The 16,898-nt window shown below is 72.0% G+C and carries 13 protein-coding genes; 8 read left to right on the top strand and 5 right to left on the bottom strand.

What is annotated here, in order from left to right:
* Window positions 1-798: 798 nt before the first annotated feature.
* The gene (locus tag DEI92_RS11620) at window positions 799-2,484 is read right to left on the bottom strand and encodes a long-chain-fatty-acid--CoA ligase (RefSeq protein ID WP_111013608.1); all 1,686 of its coding nucleotides are present in this window, start codon (window positions 2,482-2,484) and stop codon (window positions 799-801) included.
* Window positions 2,485-2,554: 70 nt separating this feature from the next.
* Here DEI92_RS11620 and DEI92_RS11615 point away from each other — a divergent pair, with 70 nt between their 5' ends.
* Window positions 2,555-3,475 (top strand): oxygenase MpaB family protein, encoded by a 921-nt coding sequence (locus DEI92_RS11615; RefSeq protein ID WP_111013607.1) that lies wholly within the window; start codon window positions 2,555-2,557, stop codon window positions 3,473-3,475.
* A 118-nt stretch (window positions 3,476-3,593) separates the two neighbouring features.
* On the opposite strand, the gene DEI92_RS11610 is transcribed toward DEI92_RS11615, so the two are convergent.
* The 4 genes from DEI92_RS11610 to DEI92_RS11595 form a co-directional block, all read right to left on the bottom strand.
* Window positions 3,594-4,574: an aldo/keto reductase gene (locus tag DEI92_RS11610; RefSeq protein ID WP_111011597.1), complete on the bottom strand. Its 981-nt coding sequence runs from the start codon at window positions 4,572-4,574 to the stop codon at window positions 3,594-3,596.
* Complete coding sequence (locus DEI92_RS11605; protein ID WP_111013606.1) at window positions 4,571-5,137, bottom strand: TIGR03086 family metal-binding protein; 567 nt, start codon at window positions 5,135-5,137, stop codon at window positions 4,571-4,573. The genes DEI92_RS11610 and DEI92_RS11605 overlap by 4 nt, the downstream gene beginning before the upstream one ends.
* An 892-nt stretch (window positions 5,138-6,029) precedes the next feature.
* A complete protein-coding gene (locus tag DEI92_RS11600) occupies window positions 6,030-6,590 on the bottom strand; it encodes a YceI family protein (protein ID WP_111011595.1) in 561 nt (186 codons plus the stop codon).
* A gap of 160 nt (window positions 6,591-6,750) precedes the next feature.
* Complete coding sequence (locus DEI92_RS11595; protein ID WP_111013605.1) at window positions 6,751-7,755, bottom strand: aldo/keto reductase family protein; 1,005 nt, start codon at window positions 7,753-7,755, stop codon at window positions 6,751-6,753.
* 178 nt (window positions 7,756-7,933) lie between these two features.
* Here DEI92_RS11595 and DEI92_RS11590 point away from each other — a divergent pair, with 178 nt between their 5' ends.
* The 7 genes from DEI92_RS11590 to DEI92_RS11560 all read left to right on the top strand — a co-directional run bounded on the left by DEI92_RS11590 (window position 7,934) and on the right by DEI92_RS11560 (window position 15,720).
* Window positions 7,934-8,542, top strand: coding sequence for a GtrA family protein (locus DEI92_RS11590; RefSeq protein WP_111013604.1), 609 nt, complete (start codon window positions 7,934-7,936; stop codon window positions 8,540-8,542).
* Window positions 8,535-10,058, top strand: coding sequence for a glycosyltransferase (locus tag DEI92_RS11585; protein WP_181434871.1), 1,524 nt, complete (start codon window positions 8,535-8,537; stop codon window positions 10,056-10,058). The genes DEI92_RS11590 and DEI92_RS11585 overlap by 8 nt, the downstream gene beginning before the upstream one ends.
* Window positions 10,055-12,040, top strand: a complete 1,986-nt coding sequence (locus DEI92_RS11580) for a glycosyltransferase family 39 protein (RefSeq protein WP_111011592.1) — start codon at window positions 10,055-10,057, stop codon at window positions 12,038-12,040. The genes DEI92_RS11585 and DEI92_RS11580 overlap by 4 nt, the downstream gene beginning before the upstream one ends.
* A gap of 80 nt (window positions 12,041-12,120) precedes the next feature.
* On the top strand, window positions 12,121-12,960 hold the full coding sequence (locus tag DEI92_RS11575) for a DUF4397 domain-containing protein (RefSeq protein WP_111011591.1): 840 nt from the start codon (window positions 12,121-12,123) through the stop codon (window positions 12,958-12,960).
* A 22-nt stretch (window positions 12,961-12,982) separates the two neighbouring features.
* A complete protein-coding gene (locus DEI92_RS11570; RefSeq protein WP_181434869.1) occupies window positions 12,983-14,134 on the top strand; it encodes a glycosyl hydrolase family 8 in 1,152 nt (383 codons plus the stop codon).
* Window positions 14,131-14,889 (top strand): class F sortase, encoded by a 759-nt coding sequence (locus DEI92_RS11565; RefSeq protein ID WP_146244977.1) that lies wholly within the window; start codon window positions 14,131-14,133, stop codon window positions 14,887-14,889. The genes DEI92_RS11570 and DEI92_RS11565 overlap by 4 nt, the downstream gene beginning before the upstream one ends.
* 51 nt (window positions 14,890-14,940) lie before the next feature.
* Window positions 14,941-15,720, top strand: coding sequence for a polyprenol monophosphomannose synthase (locus tag DEI92_RS11560; protein ID WP_111011588.1), 780 nt, complete (start codon window positions 14,941-14,943; stop codon window positions 15,718-15,720).
* Window positions 15,721-16,898 lie beyond the last annotated feature (1,178 nt).

Below are 16,898 nucleotides of genomic sequence, written 5' to 3'. Positions count from 1 at the left end.
CGCCGGGCAGTGCCGCGGCCAGGGCCGGGCTGTGCCGCGGCCAGGGCTGGTGCCGGTGCCGGGCAGTGCCGCGGCCAGAGCCGGGAGGTGCCGCGGCCAGGGCTGGTGCCGGAGCCGGGAGGCGCGGGTCGGGGTCGGCTGGTCGGCGCGCGTCGTCGATGGGGGTGAGGCGGGCGCGGTGCGGCCGTCGTCATGGGTGGCCGATTCAGGAACGCGAGCGGCCGGCGGTGCCGCGGCGTCCCTCCCGGTGTCGTGTTCCTGATCCGTCGTCCGCGGCGCGGCGCGGCGCGGGCTGGGCAGGTCGGCGCAAGTCGGGAGGTGGGGACGTGGCGGGCCCGGCGCGTCCGTCGCCATGGTGTGGCCAAATCAGGAATGCGAGCCCGTTGGTGGCTCCGCAGCGCCCCTCGCGATGCCCACTTCCTGACTTGTCGCCGGCGGCGGCAGCAGCGGCTACCGCGCGGGGACGTCGGTTCAGGAAAGCGGGTCGGGTGGCGGGCCCGTGGCGTCCCTCCCGGCGCCCGTTCCTGATTCGTCGTCCGCCAGCCGTCGGGAGGTGCGGCGTGCGCCCGGTACGTCGTGGACGCGCAGGGCGCGGTACGTCTCGTCGCCGGAGGCGGACAACTCAGGAGAACAGGTAGGGTGGCGGGCCTGTGGCGTCCCTCCCGGCGTCGTTTTCCTGAATTGTCTGCCTGGCAGCTGCTGGCTCCCGGAATCCGCGCGCGACGGCCGTACCACGGGCAGCGCCAATGGACCGCGCGACGCCGCCGGGCAGCGCCACCGGGCCGCGCGACGCCGCCGCTACGCGTCCGCGCCGGTGATGCGGTCCCGCACCTTGCGCCGGAGCACCTTGCCGATCATCGAGCGGGGCAGGTCCTCGACCACCACGACGCGACGCGGCACCTTGTACGGGGCGAGGTGCTCCCGGGCGTACTCACGGAGCGCGTCGGCCGAGAACGTGGCGGGGTCGGTGGGCACGACCGCCGCCACGACCTGCTCGTTGCCGCCCGTGGTGATGCCGACGACGGCGACCTCGCGGACCAGGGGGGAGCGGATGAGCGTGTCCTCGACCTCGGACGGCGAGACGTTGAAGCCGCCCGTGATGATGAGTTCCTTGAGGCGGTCGACGATCGACACGAAGCCGTCCTCGTCGATCGAGACGATGTCACCCGTGCGGAACCAGCCGTCGGCCGTGAACGCCTCGTCCGTGGCGTCTGCGCGCCCCCAGTAGCCCTGGAACACCTGCGGACCCTTGACGAGCAGCTCGCCCGGCTGCCCGACCGGGACGTCCTTCGAGGGGTCGTCCGGGTCGCCGACGCGGATGTCGGTCGACGGGAACGGGAGGCCGATCGTGCCGAGACGCCGAGCGTCGGAGACCGGGTTCGCCATGATGACGGGGGACGTCTCGGACAGGCCGTAGCCCTCGACCAGGACGCCGCCGGTCTTGGCCTCCCACGGCTCGATGACGGCCTGCGAGAGCGGCATGGCACCCGAGATGCCGATCTCGATGCCCCGCAGCGAGACCTTCTTGCCAGCGGCGTGCTCGAGTCGGGCGTAGATCGGCGGTACCGCGGGCAGGAACGTCGGCGGATGGCGCTTCATCGCGGCGAGCACGAGCTGCGGATCGAACGCGGGGAACAGCACGAGCCGCGACGCCATGCTCATCGCGAACGTCAGGCAGAGCGTCAGGCCGTAGGCGTGGAACATCGGCAGGATCGCGTAGACGACGCTGTCACCGGGCTTGATCTGGGGGATCCACGCCCGCGCCTGCGCCGCGTTCGCCAGGAGGTTCCGGTGCGTCAGGACCGCGCCCTTCGGGTTCCCCATCGTGCCGGACGTGTACTGGATGAGCGCCGTGTCGGTGGTCGCCGGGCGGGGGTGCCTCCGGGAGAGCCGGCGGCCGTCGACGAGCGACTCCCAGCGCGTCGTCCCGCGGACCTTCGTCGTCAGCTTCGCACGGGACTCGCGCGCCTTCGCGACGGGGAGCGCGAGCGCCGCCCGGGTGGACCGGGGCATCGCACGCGTCATGTCGACCGAGACGATCGCGTCGAGCGCCAGGTCGATCGGGAAGTCCTGGAGCGTCGCCACCGCCTTGTCCCACGCGATCGCCACCTTGGCGCCGTGGTCCTCGAACTGGTGCCGGAGTTCCCGCGGCGTGTAGAGCGGGTTGTGCTCCACGACGATCGCGCCGAGCCGGAGCACCGCGTAGAACGCGACGACGTGCTGCGGGCAGTTCGGCAGGACGATGGCGACGCGGTCGCCCGCTCCGACCCCGAGCTGCTGCAGTCCGTGGGCCGCGCGCTCGATCTGCGCCTGCAGTTCCCGGTACGTCGTCGTCGCGCCGAAGAACTCGAGGGCGACGTTGCGCGGGTAGCGGGCCGCGGAGCCCTCGACGAGGTCGAGCAACGACCCGGTGGGCTCGTCGATGTCGAACGGGACTCCAGGGGCGTAGCTGCGCTGCCAAGGCCGTGGCGTGTCGGTGCTCACCCGTTCACCCTAGAGGCGGCCCGATGCCCGCGCTCAGGCGACTCCCCGGCGTGCGAGGGACGATCCCTGCATGGTTTCCCTGGCCACGGCGATGCGCGATCGCCTCAACGCCACGTTCACGGGCAGCGCCACCGAGCGGCCCCAGTGGATCGGCGATCTCGAGCACGGCACCGACGAGGGCTTCTTCGGCCCCGACTCCGCGACGTGGGCGGTGCACGGCGGCATGTCCACCATCGTCGCGGGCGTGCGGGCGCTCCTCGTGCAGGCGCTGCACCCGGGGGCGCTCGCCGGGGTCGCCGACCACTCCCGCTACCGCGAGGACCCCTTCGGCCGGCTCGCGGGCACCATCCGCTGGATCTACACCGTCTCGCACGGCGACACCGCGACGGCGACGGCCGCGAGCGAGTGGGTCCTCCGGCTGCACGAGCGGGTCCGAGGCGAGTTCACGGACGCCCACGGCGTCACCCGTCCCTACAGCGCGAACGACCCGGACCTCCTCCGCTGGGTGCACCTGGCGTTCGCGGACTCGTTCCTGCGGACGGCCGAGCTCTGGGGCGAGCGCATCCCCGGCGGCGCCGACGCCTACGTGCGCGAGTGGGCGACGGCAGGGCGACTCATGCGCGTGGACGGGCCGCCGGAGTCCGACGAGGAACTGCGCGCCCAGCTCGACGGGTACCTCGACCGCGGGGACCTCGCCGTCACGGACCGCACGCACGAGGTCGTCTCGTTCATCCGGAACCCGCCCCTGTCCCGGATGCTCCGGCCCGGGTACCGCGTGCTGTTCGACGGCGCGGTGGCGTCGCTCGACCCGCGGCACCGGAAGCTCCTCGGCCTCCGGGCGCCGGGCGTCGGACCGCTGCCCGCACCGGCGATCGCCTCGACGCGGCTCGTGCTCGACGGCATCGGCAGGGTGCTCGGTGGGCGGAGCGGTACCGAGCGGGTCGCCCTGGCACGCGTCGACCGGCTCCGCGCGGAACAGCAGGCGGCCTGACGGACGTGGGCCGCGCCTCCCGACCGGACGGCCTGGAGGCGCGCGTCGGCCTGACGGACGCGGGCCGCGCCTCCCGACCGGACGGCCTGGAGGCGCGGCCCACGACCGCGACGGACGCTCAGAACCCGGAGGGGTACCGGGGCGTGTAGGGCTCCTCGAGCCGAGCGATCTCGTCGGTGGTGAGCTCGAGCTCCACGCCCGCGACGGCGTCGTCGATGTGGTGCTCCTTGGTCGCACCGATGATCGGGGCCGTGATCGAGGACTTGCCGGCCACCCAGGCGAGCGCGACCTGTGCCATGGTGACCCCGCGCTCCGACGCGATCGCGGCGACCGCGTCGACGATCGCCTTGTTCGACTCCTCGCCCTGCTTGTAGAGCGTCTTGCCGAACTCGTCCGTGCCCTCGCGCTTCGTGCCGCCCTCACCCCAGGGGCGGGTGACCTTGCCGCGGGCCAGGGGGCTCCACGGGATCACGCCGACGCCGGTGGCCTCGCAGAAGGGGAGCATCTCGCGCTCCTCCTCGCGCTCGAGCAGGTTCACCTGGTCCTGCATCGACACGAACTTCGTCCAGCCGTGCCGCTCGGCGACGTGCTGCATCTCGGCGAACTGCCACGCCCACATGCTCGAGGCGCCGATGTACCGTGCCTTGCCGGACTTGACGACGTCGTGCAGGGCCTCCATCGTCTCCTCGATCGGCGTGTTCGGGTCGAAGCGGTGGATCTGGTAGAGGTCGACGTAGTCGGTGCCGAGCCGCTGCAGCGAGGCGTCGATCTCGTGCATGATCGACACCCGGCTCAGGCCGGCGCCGTTGCGGCCCTCGCGCATGCGGTTGAACACCTTGGTGGCGATCACGACCTCCTCGCGCGGAGCGAGCTCCTTGAGGACGGTGCCCGTGATCTCCTCGCTCGAGCCGAGGGAGTACACGTTCGCGGTGTCGAACGTCGTGATGCCCGCTTCGTACGCGCGGCGGATGAACGGGCGGGCGTCGTCGAGGCCGACGCTCCACTCGTGCGAACCCCTGGCGGGGTCCCCGTAGCTCATCATGCCGAGCACGACGGCGCTGATCTCGAGTCCCGAGTTGCCCAGTCGGACGGTCTTCATGCGGTGATCCTCTCGTCGCGGCCGGTGACGGCGAGCAGCCGCGTCTGCAGCGGGGCGTCGTCGTCGACCTGGATTGGTGCGTCGTAGAGACCGCTCGCGGCGAGCGAGTCGATCTGGGGTTCGAAGACGGTCCACACGGCCTCGACGAGTTCGAGCGGCAGGTGCTCGTCCGAATGCGTGGCGCGGGCGAGGTCCCACGTGTGGATCGTGATGTCGGAGGTCTGCTCGGCGAGGTACTCCGCGGCGGGCACCGTGTCCGTCGCCAGGTGTACGGGGGTGTCGTCGGGCGCGTTCCGCCAGGCCTCCGTCGCGGCGGCGGAGAACCGGGTCCACGCGGCGACGAGGTCCTCGCCGATCGGCTCGAGCTCGTCGTGGGCCTGTTCGTGGTCGTGGCCGGCGAGCAGGTGTGGGATCCACCGCTGCTCGTCGATGACGTGGGTGACGAGGTCGCGCGTCGACCACTCGGTGTCGGGCGTCGGCGCGTCCCAGTCGGTGACCTGCTCGAGGCGACGGCCGAACTCGGCTGCCGCGAGCGCCTGCAGGGTGATCCAGTCGAAGGCCATGGTCGGGCTCCTGTCTCGGGTCCTGGTGCGGGATGCGGTGCCTGCGGGGCAACGTGCCCGGCGGGCGGCGTGTTCCCCGCGGTCTCGGCCCGGGCGCGTCCTGCTGGTCGGGCGTCACCACGCTACTCGTGCAGTGGGTGCGGTGGGTGGCGGGGGTGCGGTGGGTGTGCGCGGATGCGGTGCGTGTGCGCGGATGCGGTGGCGTCGGTGGTTCGCCGTGGGCGCCGGCGAGCCGGCGCGCTGGTGCACTCGCTCGCGCGCTCGCGCTGGTGCACTCGCTCGCGCGCTCGCGCGCTCGCGCTGGTGCGCTCCTGCGCGCCTCGCACCCGCGTGCGCGATGCGGGCCGCCGTCCATGTCGCGTCGACAGATCAGGAACACGCGGTCGGGAGGGACGGGTCAGGGCTGCCGCGGACCTCCTGTCCTGCGTTGTCACCAGGCTGCCCGCATGCCGGTGGGGGAGGGCCGCGGAGTGCCGCCGACGGTTCGGAGGAGGTGCAGCGTGCGCGCGCGGGTGGGCAGCGGTGCAGCGAGAGCGTGTCCAGCAGATCCCCGTCCGGTCGATGACTCAGGAATTCTCGGCCGGGAGGGGCGTGGCGGCTCCGTCCCCTGCCTTCCGTCCTGAGTTGTCGGCGGCGGAGCGGGGCCCGCATCCGCGGCGGGATGGGAGCGGCGCCCGCGTTGCGTCGACGGTCCAGGCGTGCGCTGCTTGGAGGGACGCAGCAGGGCCGCCGCAAGTCTCCCGTCCCGCACGGACCCGGACCTGGACCCGGAACGGACTCGGACCCGGAACGGACTCGGACCCGGACCCGGACCCGGACGCGGCGGAGCCCCGGCGCGCGCACGCGTCGGGGCTCCGTGTCCCGGTGGGCCTGCGGCCCCGAGGGAGGTGACTCAGGCCGCCTGGAGGACGAGCTGGATGTCGAGGGTGATCGTGACGTCGTTGCCGAGGGTGAACCCGCCGGCCTCGAGCGCCGCGTTCCAGTTCACGCCGAACTCGGTGCGGTCGATCTTCGTGGTGGCCTCGGCGCCGAGCTTGGTCTGGCCGTAGCCGTCGGTGGTGATGCCGCCGAGCTCGGTCTTCAGCGTGACGGGCTTGGTGACGCCGCGGAGGGTGAGCTCGCCGTCGATGAGGAGGTCGTCGCCGTGCTCCCGGATGCCCGTCGAGCGGAACACCATCTGCGGGTGCTCGTCCGCGGCGAAGAAGTCGCTCGTCGCGAGGTGCTGGTCGCGGGCCTCCTGGCCGGTCTTGACGCTGGCGATGTCGATGGTCGCCTCGATGGTCGACTCGAGCGGGTTCTCGGCGGTGACGGCGGTCACGTCGAAGGTCTGGAACGTGCCCTTGACCTTGCTGATGGCGAGGTGGCGGACGGAGAAGCTGACCTCGGAGTGGGTCGGGTCGAGCTTCCAGGTGCCGGCGATGTAGCCGGGGATGGCGGCGGCGGTAATGGCCATGGAGTTCTCCTCGTGGTGCTGGGACGTTCGTCGCGGCCCGGTGACCGCTGGTCGATGCAAGCGCATCGGTCGGCAGTCTAACCCGGGATCGCCGAAAAAGGTTGTAGCGACTACTAAATGGTCGGGACGGGCGTGTCGCCGTGCGACCCGACCGCGTGGATCAGGCCGGACGGGAGGTCGGGGAGACCGACTTCGACGCGTCGCGCTCCGCGATCGAGCCGATGGCGTCGTCGATGCGCTGCATCGCCTCGGCGTCGAGGGTCACCCCCGCCGCGACGACGTTGTCGACGACCTGCTGCGGCCGGGAGGCCCCGATGATGGCCGACGCGACGTTGTCGTTCTGCAGGACCCACGCGATCGACAGCTGCGCCATCGACAGGCCGAGGTCGTCCGCGATCGGCTGCAGGGCCTGGACGCGCTCGAGCACGTCGTCGCGCATCCAGCGCGAGATCATCTGCGCGCCGCCCTTCTCGTCCGTCGCGCGGGAGCCCTCGGGGAGCGGCTGACCCGGCTTGTACTTGCCCGTCAGCACACCCTGGGCGATCGGGGAGAACACGATCTGCGACAGCCCGAGCTGCTTCGAGGTCGGGATGACCTCGCCCTCGATCACGCGCCAGAGCATCGAGTACTGCGGCTGGTTCGCGATGAGCTGGAACCCGAGCTGCTGGGCGAGCTCGTGTCCGGCGCGGATCTGGTCCGCGGTCCACTCGGAGACACCGATGTAGAGCGCCTTGCCCTGCCGCACCACGTCGGCGAAGGCCTGCATGGTCTCCTCGAGGGGCGTCTCGTGGTCGTAACGGTGCGCCTGGTAGAGGTCGACGTAGTCGGTCTGGAGGCGCTGCAGCGAACCGTCGATCGACTCGAGGACGTGCTTGCGCGAGAGGCCGACGTCGTTGTGCCCCTTCGGGCCGGTCGGCCAGTACACCTTCGTGAAGATCTCGAGGGACTGTCGCCGCTCACCCTTGAGCGCCTCGCCGAGGACGGTCTCGGCGGCTGTGTTCGCGTACGTGTCCGCCGTGTCGAACGTGGTGATGCCGGCGTCGAGGGCCGCGCGCACACACTGCGTCGCGACGTCGTTCTCGACCTGCGACCCGTGGGTGAGCCAGTTGCCGTAGGTGATCTCGGAGATCTTCAGTCCGCTGTTGCCGAGGTATCGGAATTCCATGCTCCGGACGCTACCGGAACGGTACCGATCCGGCGCTCGGGAGGGCGCCCCGGGCCTCCCGGCCGACCTGCCGGCGTGTGTCGGGGATGTGAACGTCGGGTGACGCGGCCCTGGCAATGGCCTGCACATGTCTGTACCCGGCCCAAACCGTCGCGGGGACCACCCTCGAATGGGTGTCATGACCCGAGCAACCACCCCCGTCCAGGGGCGACCCGTTCAGGGGACGGCGGACGTCCTCGTGGAGGCGGTGACCGGAGGCGTACCCGTCGTCCCACGGTCCCGTCCCCATGCGGTGCGCCTCCCGCCGGCCGTGCGTCGGCGCCCCCTGCCCTCGGTTCGTCGGCGCCTCCCGAAGGCCGCGGCCGTCCGGGAACTCGCGTCGTTCGGAGCGGTCGGTGGCGTGTCCTTCGTGGTCGACGTGGGCGTCTACAACCTGCTCCGCGCCACGGTGCTCGACGACAAGCCCGTCGGCGCCAAGATCGTCTCCGTCGCCGTCGCGACCCTCGTCGCGTGGCTCGGCAACCGGTTTCTGACGTTCCGGTCCCAGCGGACCGCGAACCGTCGGGAGACGGCTCGCGAAGGTGCCCTGTTCGTCCTGTCGAACCTCATCGGGCTCGGCATCGCGACCGGGTGCCTCTTCGTGTCCCACTACCTGCTCGGTTTCACCTCGACCCTCGCCGACAACGTCGCCGGCAACGGAGTCGGCCTCGTGCTCGGCACGATCTTCCGCTTCGTCGCCTACAAGGCAGTCGTTTTCCGCATCAAGGAGGCACCGGTTGATGAATGACACAGCAGTCGCGGCGCTCGCGTCGATCTCGCGCATCACGGCGGCGGGCCCGCTGTTGAAGCCGAGTCACGACGCGCCCGCGACCGACACCCCGAACCGCGGCACCACGTCCGTGCCGACCGGCGGTTCCGGGTCCACCCACCACGCGGTGTGGAGCCTGGGGGAGTGGATCGGGTACTCGGCGCTCATCGCCGTGTCGATCCTCCTGACCGTGGTGGCATTGTCGACCCTCTGGTGGATGCTGCACGCGTGGCGGTCGCGCGAGGCGCTGCGGCAGACCAGCTTCAGCCAGAGCCCTCGTCCCGCGGCCCACCGGTTCACGCTCCTGGTGCCCGGACGGCACGAACAGGACGTCATGGGCGAGACGCTCGACCAGCTCGCCCGGCAGGACCACCCCGATTTCGAGATCATCGCGATCGTCGGCGAGGACGACCCCGAGACCGACGCCGTCGTCCGGGCCGCCGCCCGACGCCACCCGGACCTCATCCGGGTCGTGGTCGACGACACCGCCCCGAAGAACAAGCCGAAGGCGATGAACCTCGCCCTGCAGTACGCGACCGGCGACGTCGTGGGCGTGTTCGACGCGGAGGACGAGGTGTACCCCCACCTGCTCACGCTCGTCGACTCCCGGTTCCAGGAGACCGGCGCCGACGTCGTGCAGGGCGGCGTGCAGCTCATGAACTTCCGGTCGAGCTGGTGGAGCCTGCGGAACGTCCTCGAGTACTACTTCTGGTTCCGGTCCCGCCTGCACTTCCACGCCGAGTCGAAGTTCATCCCCCTCGGCGGCAACACCGTGTTCGTCACGAAGGAACGCCTCGACTGGTCGAACGGCTGGGACGCCGGCTGCCTCGCCGAGGACTGCGAGCTCGGCGTGCGGCTCTCCGCCGACGGCGCCAAGGTGGTCGTCGCCTACAGCCCGGAGGCGGTCACCCGCGAGGAGACCCCGCCGACCTTCGCGTCCCTCCTCAAGCAGCGCACGCGCTGGAACCAGGGGTTCCTGCAGGTGCTCGGCAAGGGGGAGTGGAAGCAGCTCCCGAGCGCGAAGCAGCGGTTCTTCGCCCGGTACCTGCTCACCATGCCGTTCATCCAGGCGGCGACGGGGCTCCTCATCCCGCTGAGCGTCCTCATGATCGTGTTCGTCAAGGTGCCGACGGTCATCGCGCTCATCAGCTTCATCCCCGTCGCGCCCACCCTGATGCTCCTGGCCGTCGAGGTGGTCGGGCTCAACGAGTTCGGCCGCATCTACCAGGAGAAGGTCCGCATCCGCGACTACGTCAAGCTCGTCGTCGGCCTCGTGCCGTACCAGATCTTCCTCGCCGCCGCCGCCGTCCGGGCGGTCGTCCGGCACCTGCAGGGTCTCAACGCCTGGGAGAAGACCGAGCACACGAACCAGCACCGTCCCGCCGCCGTCCAGGGCTTCGCATCCGCGGTGACCCAGGACGTGGCGGCACCGACCAGCTCGCACGGCGTCCTGGCGATGGCCGGCGCGGACACCACCCGAGGAGGCGACCGATGACCGCGAGCGCGACACACACCCCGGCGGCCGGCAGCATCGGGACCGGTCGTGCCCTCCGTGACCAGTCGCTCATCGCGACGTGGGTCGCCCGGCACGGAGCGAGTCTCGTCTGGGTCGCCCCGCTCCTGGCGATCACCGCGGTGGTGCAGGCGTGGAACATGACCGGGACCCCGCAGCGCATCGACGACGAGGGCACCTACACGGCGCAGGCCTGGGCCATCGGCCACCTCGGCGAACTGACGCACTACACGTACTGGTACGACCACCCGCCGCTCGGCTGGATCCAGATCGCCGGGTACACGCAGCTGACCGGAGCGTGGCTGCGCTACCCGTACGCGGTCGACGCCGCTCGCGAGGCCATGGTGTTCTTCGCCGTGGTGTCCGCCGCGCTCCTGTTCGTCCTCGGACGCAAGCTCGGGCTGTCGCGGGCGGGCGCCACCGTCGCCGGGCTGCTCTTCGCGCTGTCCCCGCTCGCCGTGCAGTACCACCGCACGGTGTACATCGACAACGTCGCGACGCCGTGGCTCATCGCCGCGTTCGTGTTCGCCCTGAGCCGACGACAGCAGCTCGCCGGTTTCACCGCGGCGGCCGCGTGCCTCGGGGTCGCGGTGCTGAGCAAGGAGACCTACCTGCTCGCGTTGCCGTTCGTCGCCTGGATCGCGATCCGCCGCGCCGACCCCTCGACACGGCGGTACGCACTGAGCGTCGCCGGCGCCGTGCTCGCCATCATCGGCGGCGGGTACATCATGCTCGCCGCGGTCAAGGGCGAACTCCTGCCGCGCTCCGGTCAGGTCAGCCTGCTCGACGGCATCACGTACCAGCTCGGCTCCAGGAACGCGAGCGGATCGATCTTCGACCCGTCGAGCCTGGCGTCGAAGGCGGTGTCCCAGTGGTGGGACCTCGACCCCGTGTTCATCGTGTTCGGCTCGGCCGCAGCGGTCGTCGGGCTGTTCCTGCGCCGGGTCCGGCCGATCGCCGCGCTCCTGGTGTTCCTGCTCGCGATGATGTTCCGACCGAACGGCTACCTGCCGGTCCCGTACGTCATCATGCTCATCCCGATCGGTGCGGTCCTCGTGGCGTACACCGCCGAGCGTGCGGTGATCGCCGTCATGGGTCTGGGACGCCGTCGGGTCCGCGCTCGTCGGGCGGTCGGGCTCACCTGGCTCGTCGCGTGCGCCGCCGCCCTCGTGGTGGCCGTCCCGCTGTGGACCGTGCAGCTCCGCGGGTTCTTCCTCGCCGACCTGGACAAGCCGATGCAGCAGGCCGAGAACTGGGTCGGCGGCAACGTGCCGAAGAGCTCGCGGCTGCTCGTCGACGACGCGATGTGGGTGGACCTCGTCCACGACGGCTTCGCCCGCGACAACGTCATCTGGTACTACAAGCTCGACACCGACGGCGCGGTCGAGCGGCAGTCGCCAGACGGGTGGCGCGACTCGGACTACGTCGTCACGACGGACTCGATGCGCACCGGCGGCACGAGCTCGAAGGACGTCCACGCCGCCATCGCGAACTCGAGCATCGTCGCCTCGTTCGGCACCGGCGACCAAGAGGTCGACGTGCGCCGCATCCACTCCGAGGGCCACACTGCAGCACGGACGGAGATCACCCGTGCCGCGGACGTCCGGAAGACGCTCGGCACGCAGCTCGCGCGGAACCCGGGCCTGCACGCCACCGACGAGGCCGCGAGTCAGCTGCGCGCGGGCCAGGTCGACCAACGGGCGATCCTCGTGCTCGGTCAGCTGCTCGCCGCGCAGACCGTGCGCCTCGACACGTTCACGCCGCTCCCCGGCGAGACCGGCCAGACCTTCCGCCGACTCGTCGTCCACGGCACCTCGACCGCTGCCACCGTGCGCATGCAGAAGACGCTGCAGGCCATGACCGGCACGTTCCAACCGAAGCGCGTCCTGCGTTCCGGTGACACCCTGACGATCACCTTCTCGGCGATCGACCCGGCGACCACGGTCGTCACCTCGACGCCGTGACGGTGCGGGGGCTTCCCTGGCCCCCGCACCACCACGACGCCGACAACCGACGCGGACCCGATTCCGCAGGAGGAGCCCTCATGTCCACCCGAACCACCACGACGCCCACCCGAACGCTCCGCGCCCGGCGCCTCACCATCGCCGGCGCCGTCGCCGGTGTCGTCGTCGCCGCCACCGTCGGCGTCGGCGCCCCCGCGAACGCCGCCGCCCAGCCCGACGGCTGGCTCCGCGTCGGACACCTGTCGCCCGACACGAAGGGGGTCGACGTGCAGCTGTCGAACCTGTCCGGCGGGGCCAAGGTGTTCGAGCTCGACGACGTCGAGTACGGCCAGGTGAGCCCCTACAAGGAGCTCCCCGCCGGGACGTACGTGCTGTCGATGCGGGCGGCGGACTCGCCGGACTCGACGCCGGTGATCTCCACCGACGTCACCGTCAAGGCCGGCTCGCCGACCACCGTCGTCGCCTACGGCAAGAACAAGCGGCTGCGCACCACGGCGTTCGCCGACGACCTCACGAAGCCGGGGGACGGCCAGGCGCGACTCCGACTCGTGCAGGCCGCGACGAACGCCAAGGAGATCGACGTGAAGACCTCCACCGGCACGACGGTCGCCCAGGACGCCCGGTTCGGCACCGCGACGCAGTACGCCACCGTCGACGCCGGCAAGTGGACCCTGAACGTGTCCGGCGGAGGCCAGCGGGGAACGGCCTCGGTCGACCTCGGCAGCGGCACCGTCTCGACGCTGTTCGTCCTCGACAACAGCGCCGGCAAGCTCACGGTGGTGCCCGTCGTCGACAGCGCCGCGACGGCCTCGGCCCCGGTCGGCGGGGTCCAGACCGGTGGGGGTGGCACCGCCGCCGAGGGGCCGTTCACGCGCTTCGAACACGCGGTGATCCGGTTCCTCCACGGGCTGGCCCACTGACCGCATGACGAGGAGACAGTGGATGACCTCGGCCCTCGTGGCCGTCGTCGCGGTCGCGTTGACCATCGGCATCGCGATCGTCGCGACGGCCCCGGGCCGATCGACGGACACCGAGCGGGCGGCGCAACCGGCCTCCACCGCAACGTCCGGCTCGGCCCCGGGCGGGCGGCGATCGGCCGCGACGCTCCGCGAGGACTTCCTCGACCGGTACGTGCGGGGCGGCCGCGTCGTCCGGACCGACCAGGGCGGCGACACCGTGAGCGAGGGGCAGGCGTACGGCATGCTCGTCGCGCTCGCATCGGGTGACCAGCGGCGGTTCCGCAGCATCTGGTCGTGGACGAGGCAGCACCTCCAGGGCGACGACCACCTACTCGCCTGGCGGTGGACGACGGCGGGCGGGACCGCGGACGAGCAGTCGGCGAGCGACGCTGACCTCGACGCCGCACGCGCCCTCGTGCTCGCCGGCGAGCGGTTCGACCGGCCGTCGTACACGACCGCCGGGAAGCAGATGGCGTCGGCGATCCTCGATCGTGAGACCGCCCAGACCGACGTCGGGCGGATCCTCCTGCCCGGCCCGTGGGCCGCGACAGGCCAGCCGTATGCGTACGACGCGTCGTACGCATCACCCGTCGCGTTCGCGGTCCTCGCGAAGGCCACCGGCGACCCGCGATGGGAGCAGCTCGAACGCGGCTCGCACGCCGTCACCGGGACGATCCTGGCGAACGCGGCGTTGCCGAGCGACTGGTCGCAGGTCCACCAGGACGGCACCGTCGACCCCATGCCGTCCGCGAACGGCACCGGCGGCCCCGTGGTCTACGGGTGGGACGCGATGCGCATGCCGCTCCGGTACGCCGAGTCGTGCACCGCGTCGGACCGGGCGCTCGCCGGCTCGATCGCACCGACCCTCCAGCGGAACACCCAGCTCGCCGCGCAGCTCGACCTCGGCGGCACCGCGGTCACCGACTCGACGAGCGCGCTCGCCTACGCGGCTCGCGCCGCCAGCGAGCAGGCCACCGGGTCGACCACCGCGGCGTCGCGCGACCTGCTCCGCGCCGACCGCACCGCGGCCACGACGCACACGTACTACGGCGACGCGTGGGCCGCGCTCGGCGCGACGATGCTCACCTCCGACGTCCTCGGCGGCTGCGCGACGAGCTCGGGCGGCGCGTCGTGATCCGCCTGCCCCGCTGGATGTGGGTGACCGGCGCCGCCGCGCTCGTGGTGGTCGGTGGGAGTGCCGGGGTCGCCACCGCGGTGGCGGCCGGCCGGGAGGCTCCGAGCGCCACCGGTACGTCGGCTGCGGCGGGCGCGCATGGCGCGGGTGCCTCCGGTGCGCCGCGGTCCGCTGGGTCGTCGGGCTCGTCCGGGGCGTCGGGCTCGTCCGGGTCCTGGGGCTCGTCGCGCTCGTCCGGCGGCGGTGGGACCAACGCGGCCCCGGGCCTCCAGGACCCGACCGCGAACCGCGCCCCCACGACCGCGGCAGACGCGACACCGACGCGGGTCGAGGTCCCGTCCATCGGTGTCGACGCATCGCTCGAGCACCTGCACAAGGACGCCACCGGCGCGCTGCAACCGCCGACCCAGTGGATGGACGCGGGGTGGTTCAGTGACGGCGTCGTCCCCGGGCACACCGGACCGGCGGTCATCGCGGGGCACGTCGACTCGATCACGAGCGCAGCCGTGTTCTTCAAGCTCGACGAACTCGCCCCCGGAGACGACATCGCGGTCGGCATGTCGGACGGCACCACGATCCACTTCACGGTCACCGGCACCGAACGAGCGCCGAAGACCGCGTTCCCGACGAACGACGTCTACGGCCCCACCCCGACGCCCGAGCTGCGGCTCATCACCTGCGACGGCGCGTTCGACCGCGCGACCGGCCACTACGTCGACAACCTGATCGTGTTCGCAGACCTCGCGAACGACTGAGCGGTGCGTGAACGGTATCGTCCGTTCGTGCCCACCGAGGAGACATCACGCATGAACGACGCCCTCGTCGTCATCCCCACGTACAACGAGAAGGACAACGTGCGGGCCATCGTCGCGCGCACGCTGCGGGCATCGGACCGTGTCGACGTCCTCGTCGTGGACGACAACTCGCCCGACGGCACCGGCGCCATCGCCGACGAGCTCGCCGCTGCGGACCCGCGAGTGCGGGTGCTGCACCGGGCCGAGAAGAACGGTCTCGGCGGCGCCTACCTCGCCGGCTTCGCCTGGGGGCTCGAGCGCGGGTACGAGCGGCTCGTGGAGATGGACGCCGACGGCTCGCACCACCCCGAGTACCTGCCGCACATGCTCGAGCTGTCCGAGACGAACGACCTCGTGCTCGGCTCCCGCTGGGTCCCCGGCGGCGAGGTCGAGAACTGGCCTTGGCACCGGTCGCTGCTCTCGCGCGGTGGCAACCTGTACTCCCGCCTCGCCCTCGGGATCGCGGTGCACGACGCCACCGGCGGGTTCCGCGTGTTCACCGCCCCCGCGCTCCGGCGCATCGACCTGACCGGGATCGCGTCGCGCGGGTACTGCTTCCAGGTCGACCTGTGCTGGCGTGCGCTCGAAGCCGGGCTCCGCGTCGTCGAGACGCCCATCACGTTCACCGAGCGCGAGTTCGGCGTGTCCAAGATGAGCGGGAACATCGTGCGCGAGTCGCTCACCCTCGTGACGAAGTGGGGCGTCGACCGCAGGATCCGTGAGGTGAAGTCGCTCGTGCTGCACCGGCGGCGGCTGCCGTCGGTGCGCGCGAACGCGCACGTCGCGGCGTAGCTCTCGCCCGCGCGCGGCGGAGGTCGGGCGCGGCGCGGCGTGGCTCGGGCGCGGCGCGGCGCGGCTCGGGCGCGGCGCGGCGCCGCCCCGCTCACCGTCGCCCTCCTCTGGCGAGAATTCAGGAGGACCGGTGCCCGCGCCTCCCGGCCGTCGCCATGGCGTTTGGAGCTTCCTGCGTTGTCGACGCGAGCGAGGACGGCGTGGGACGCCGGTCGGGCCCGCCGAGCGTGGGCACGGTGCCAGCGTCCCCCTCCTCTGGTGACGATGCAGGAGGACCGGTGCCGGGCCTCCCGGGCGTCGCCATGGCGTGCGCCGCTTCCTGCGCTGTCGACGTGAGCGGGCGCGGTCCCACTGTCGGTCCGGGCCGCGGGCGGTCGATCCGGATCCGGGGCCGCCGGCGCGCGAGACGCGACAACTCAGGAGGATCGGTCGCGCGCTCCGCCGCGTTCCCGTGGGCTCGTGGGTTCTCCTGCGTTGTGGACGTGGACGTGGACGTGGACGTGGACGTGCGGGCGATGCCGCGGCGTCCGCGCGCACCTGGTGGTGCACGCGAGATCCTCCGTCCTCCGTCCTCCGTCCTCCGTCCTCCGTCCTCCGTCCTCCGTCCGCCGCCGCCGCCCGCCCCCGCGCAGCCGAGGATTCAGGAGGACTGTTGCGCTGCCCGCCGTGTGGGCGGCGACCGGCATTGATTTCCTGAGTTGTCCGCTTGCGGGAGGCGGGCGAGGGCGAGCGGCGCGGAAGCGCGAGCAACGAGGCGGCGAATCCCGCGAGTGGGGGGCGATCCGGAGCCCTGGAGGTGACAACTCAGGAGATTCGTTGCGCTGCCCCCGGTGCGGGCCGGTTCCGGCGTCGATCACCTGAGTTGCCGACGCGGCGGCGCCCATGGGGGCAGCGGAGCGGCGCAGGTGAGGGCACGCCCGAGAGGCGACAACTCAGGAGATCCCGTCGCGGTGCGTCCGATGGGGCTCGATCCCGACGTCGCGTTCCTGCGTTGTCGACGCGGAGCCGAGGGTGGGGGCGCAGGCGGGTCCGTGGGGCGGGCGCAGGCGGGAAGGCGCACCAGAGCGGGTAGTCCAGCAGGCGGCCAGGCGGCCAGGCGGCCAGGCGGCCAGGCGGCCAGGCGGCCAGGCGGCGAGGCGGCGAGGCGGCGATGCGACGATGCGGCCATGGGGCCAGGG

Source organism: Curtobacterium sp. MCBD17_034 (assembly GCF_003234515.1).
Lineage (GTDB): Bacteria > Actinomycetota > Actinomycetes > Actinomycetales > Microbacteriaceae > Curtobacterium.
Note: the sequence above shows the minus strand (reverse complement) of the source record. Positions and strands in the feature narration are given on the sequence as shown.